Origin of the sequence: Pontibacter rugosus (assembly GCF_042678745.1) — a bacterium.
GTDB classification, from domain to species: Bacteria; Bacteroidota; Bacteroidia; order Cytophagales; family Hymenobacteraceae; genus Pontibacter; species Pontibacter rugosus.
Genome location: NZ_JBHTLD010000335.1, coordinates 1 through 3,222 on the forward strand (window position 1 = coordinate 1; position 3,222 = coordinate 3,222).

The following is a 3,222-nucleotide window of genomic DNA, read 5'->3' on the forward strand; positions in this document are numbered from 1 at the left end:
TGAACTCTCCACGAAGTCTGCCGAAACAATGATACAGATTACCATGATACACATCATGCTTAAGAAATTATCCAAATGAAATTAAAACAGCCTCTAAAGATTAAATTGGTCGAGCATTAGTTATCCTGAGTACAAAAATTTGCGGATTCTGAAACCATGTATACTTAAGCTGCAAATACTTTTTATTGCCTGCCGACCCACCACTGGCTAAAGGTCTGACTGGTATCTTTTAAGTATACTGGTTCGCCAATCATAGGTGTAACCAAAGGCACCTTCGCCGACTCATTCAGCTTGGTGATGGTGGCCAAAGGCACGTACCAGGCATGATTGGCCAGGGCAAACTTAGACGAATGAACCGGAAAAACGCGTCTTGCCTGCAGGTCCTTTCCTGCCTTCAGCACTTCTTCCGGCAGCATGTGTATGTAGCGCCACTGCAAGTCATACTGCCCATTTTCAAGTATGGCGAAGTCAATTGGTCCAAACTTTTTGCCTATTTCAGCAAAATGAGTATCATAGCCACTATCACCCCCGATATAGATTTTCATGGTAGGAGTTTGCAGCAGGTAAGACACCCATAAAGTATTATTTCGGGAGAAGCTGCGGCCGGAAAAATGGCGGGCAGGTGTGATATACACTGTAAACCCATCACCGAGGCTAACCATTTCATTCCAGTCTTTCTCAATTATATCAGCAGGTGCAAAGCCCCAATGTTCCAGGTGCTCCCCCACACCGAGCCCACAGATTACCTTTTTAATTTTAGGTTGCAGCTTTACCAGTGTTTCATGATCGGTGTGGTCATAATGATCATGGGAGATAAACAAATAATCTATTTCAGGCAGCTCCTCTACTGTGTAGCGATCTGCGCCTTTAAATGCTTTTGTAGTACCAGGAACAGGAGAAGCATTTCCGCTAAAGACAGGATCCACCAAAATACGAACACCATCTATTTGTATGAAGTAAGATGAATGCCCAAACCACACCAGCACATCCTGCTCAATGGGTAGGTTTAACAGGTCTGTCTTCATAGATGGCAAGCTATCCTGAGGCAGCCGATCAATGGTTTTCTTAAACAGGAATTCAAACATCACTTTCACATAGCTGCTTCCTTCCGTTAAAGCTGGCGTGTGGTTTAAGTTTTGAAATTGTCCGTTTCTATAGTTAGGTGATTTTTGAATGAGTTCCAGTCGTTTGCCGGATGGACTTTTACCGAAGGTTGCTCGCTGCATATATAAAAAGGTAACTATACTTATTATCAAAGCTGTTGCGATCAACGCATACATAACCCGGATTAATATTCTCACCGATACAAGATTTAAAATTTACTTTCTCCTCCTCTTACTCAGAAATAATGTGGCTGCTTCGGCTTCTGAATTCATTTTTATCCGGCAACCACACAATTAAGCAAACATATTACTAATATGTTTTTATTGCTTTGTTTCCTGCATAATCTCTGAAAAGATTCGATACGAGTTAACCCGGTCTTCGTGATGATAGACGTGAGAAACCACCATGATTTCGTTTACTCCGGTTGATTGCAGGAAATCTTCTGTTTGTTTCTTCACAGTCTCTTTGCTCCCGACAAATGCATACTTTAACATGCTCTGGAAAGCAGGGTGAGCCGCCACTTCCCTTAATTCGTCTGTCATCTCAGTAGGAGCCTGCATGTAATCAATCTGCCCAGTCAGGACACCGAACATCATGCGGATCATAGAGGTTGAGATCTTCTCTGCCTCCTCATCAGTATCAGCAGCAATTACATTAATGCAGGCAATGGTATAAGGCTCTTGCAAGTACTCCGAAGGCTGGAAATTGCTTCTATAGATAGCAAGTGCATCCATTAATTGTGCAGGGGCAAAGTGACTGGCAAACGCGTAAGGCAATCCTTTTTTTGCTGCCAAATGGGCGCTGTCGGTGCTGGAGCCTAGCATATAAACAGGTACTTCCACTCCTTCTGCCACTGTGGCCCGTACCTGAGCGCCTTTATTATCTGCTGAAAAGTATTTTTGAATCTGGCTTACTTCTTCCGGAAATTTATAGACCGACTGCATTCTGTCGGATCGTATGGCATGCGCTGTTACCTGGTCTGTGCCGGGTGCTCTGCCTAAACCTAAATCAATACGCCCCGGAAACAAAGAGCCCAGCGTACCAAATTGCTCTGCCACAATCAAAGGAGAATGGTTTGGCAGCATAATGCCACCCGAACCTATCTTTATCTTTTGTGTGCCACCGGCAATATAGCTGATTAACACCGAAGTAGCCGAGCTGGCAATACTGACCATGTTGTGATGTTCTGCCAGCCAGAAGCGTGTATAGCCTAACTCTTCTGCTTTTTGAGCAAGTTTCAAGCTGTTTTCAAGTGCATCGGCTGGTTTAGAACCAGCTGCCACAGTAGCCAGCTCTAAAACAGAATAAGGTATATTTTTATGTGTCGTTTCCATTTAAAATTTATGCTGTTTAATAGAAGAAGTCCATTTATAGTAATTCGCCACCAGGTACTCACCTCGGCGGCAACAAGGAATAAACCTTACTTACTATGATTTGCTCCCGCCAATTGAAAAACTTCTTCTAATGTATAAGTATGAATACCGGACTGAGCTGCAATGCCTGCGTTAATCATAGCCTGTGCCACCACCTTGCCATGCACTGGACGGTACTTACCCGCAATCCCTACTTTATCCAGAAAGCTCAGAACTTTAAAGCCAACTTCCTCCCCCATGCGCTCATCCTTTCTGTCGCCATGCAGTAAACCCGGTTGAATAAAGTTTATACTTGAGAACGGCAGCTTTTTCACATCACGCTCCAGAGTGCCTTTCATTCTCGTGTAGAATAGCACAGAGTCAGGGCTGGCAGAAGGCGAAGACACCAGCACATACACAGGCACACCATTCTGTGAAGCTGCCTGCGCAAATTGGTACTGGTATAGGTAATCAACTTTATACTGCTCATTCTGCCCGCCAGCCTGCTTTAGTGTAGTGCCCAGTGTGGAGAAAAACACATCCCCTTTTACCAGGTGTTGCCAGGCTTCAGGTGTATCGAAGTCGATGAGATGCTCTTCCAGTTTAGCATTAGATATGCCTAAAGAGCTTCTCCCAAAGACAATTACTTTCTCGAATCTCTCATCTGCCAAAAGTAAATGTACAAGCTGGGTACCTACCAGGCCCGTTGCTCCAATAACGTTTGCTGTTTTCATAGTTATAGTTTTTATAGGTTAAAATGTTATAT

Annotated in this window: 3 protein-coding genes; all 3 read right to left on the reverse strand. The window is 43.9% G+C overall.

Annotated features, from left to right (window positions below):
• Window positions 1–182: 182 nt before the first annotated feature.
• The 3 genes from ACFQ2O_RS20775 to ACFQ2O_RS20785 all read right to left on the reverse strand — a co-directional run bounded on the left by ACFQ2O_RS20775 (window position 183) and on the right by ACFQ2O_RS20785 (window position 3,190).
• Entirely contained in the window at window positions 183–1,226 is a 1,044-nt protein-coding gene (locus tag ACFQ2O_RS20775; protein ID WP_377532652.1) for an MBL fold metallo-hydrolase, read from the reverse strand.
• A gap of 198 nt (window positions 1,227–1,424) precedes the next feature.
• The gene (locus tag ACFQ2O_RS20780) at window positions 1,425–2,438 is read right to left on the reverse strand and encodes an LLM class flavin-dependent oxidoreductase (protein ID WP_377532654.1); all 1,014 of its coding nucleotides are present in this window, start codon (window positions 2,436–2,438) and stop codon (window positions 1,425–1,427) included.
• Between the two features lie 86 nt (window positions 2,439–2,524).
• On the reverse strand, window positions 2,525–3,190 hold the full coding sequence (locus ACFQ2O_RS20785) for an NAD(P)H-binding protein (protein ID WP_377532656.1): 666 nt from the start codon (window positions 3,188–3,190) through the stop codon (window positions 2,525–2,527).
• Window positions 3,191–3,222: the final 32 nt, after the last annotated feature.

Coding starts and splice junctions, on each gene's coding strand:
- ACFQ2O_RS20775 (WP_377532652.1), bottom strand. CDS start 1,226: ATGCAGCGAGCAACCTTCGGTAAAAGTCCATCCGGCAAACGACTGGAA.
- ACFQ2O_RS20780 (WP_377532654.1), bottom strand. CDS start 2,438: ATGGAAACGACACATAAAAATATACCTTATTCTGTTTTAGAGCTGGCT.
- ACFQ2O_RS20785 (WP_377532656.1), bottom strand. CDS start 3,190: ATGAAAACAGCAAACGTTATTGGAGCAACGGGCCTGGTAGGTACCCAG.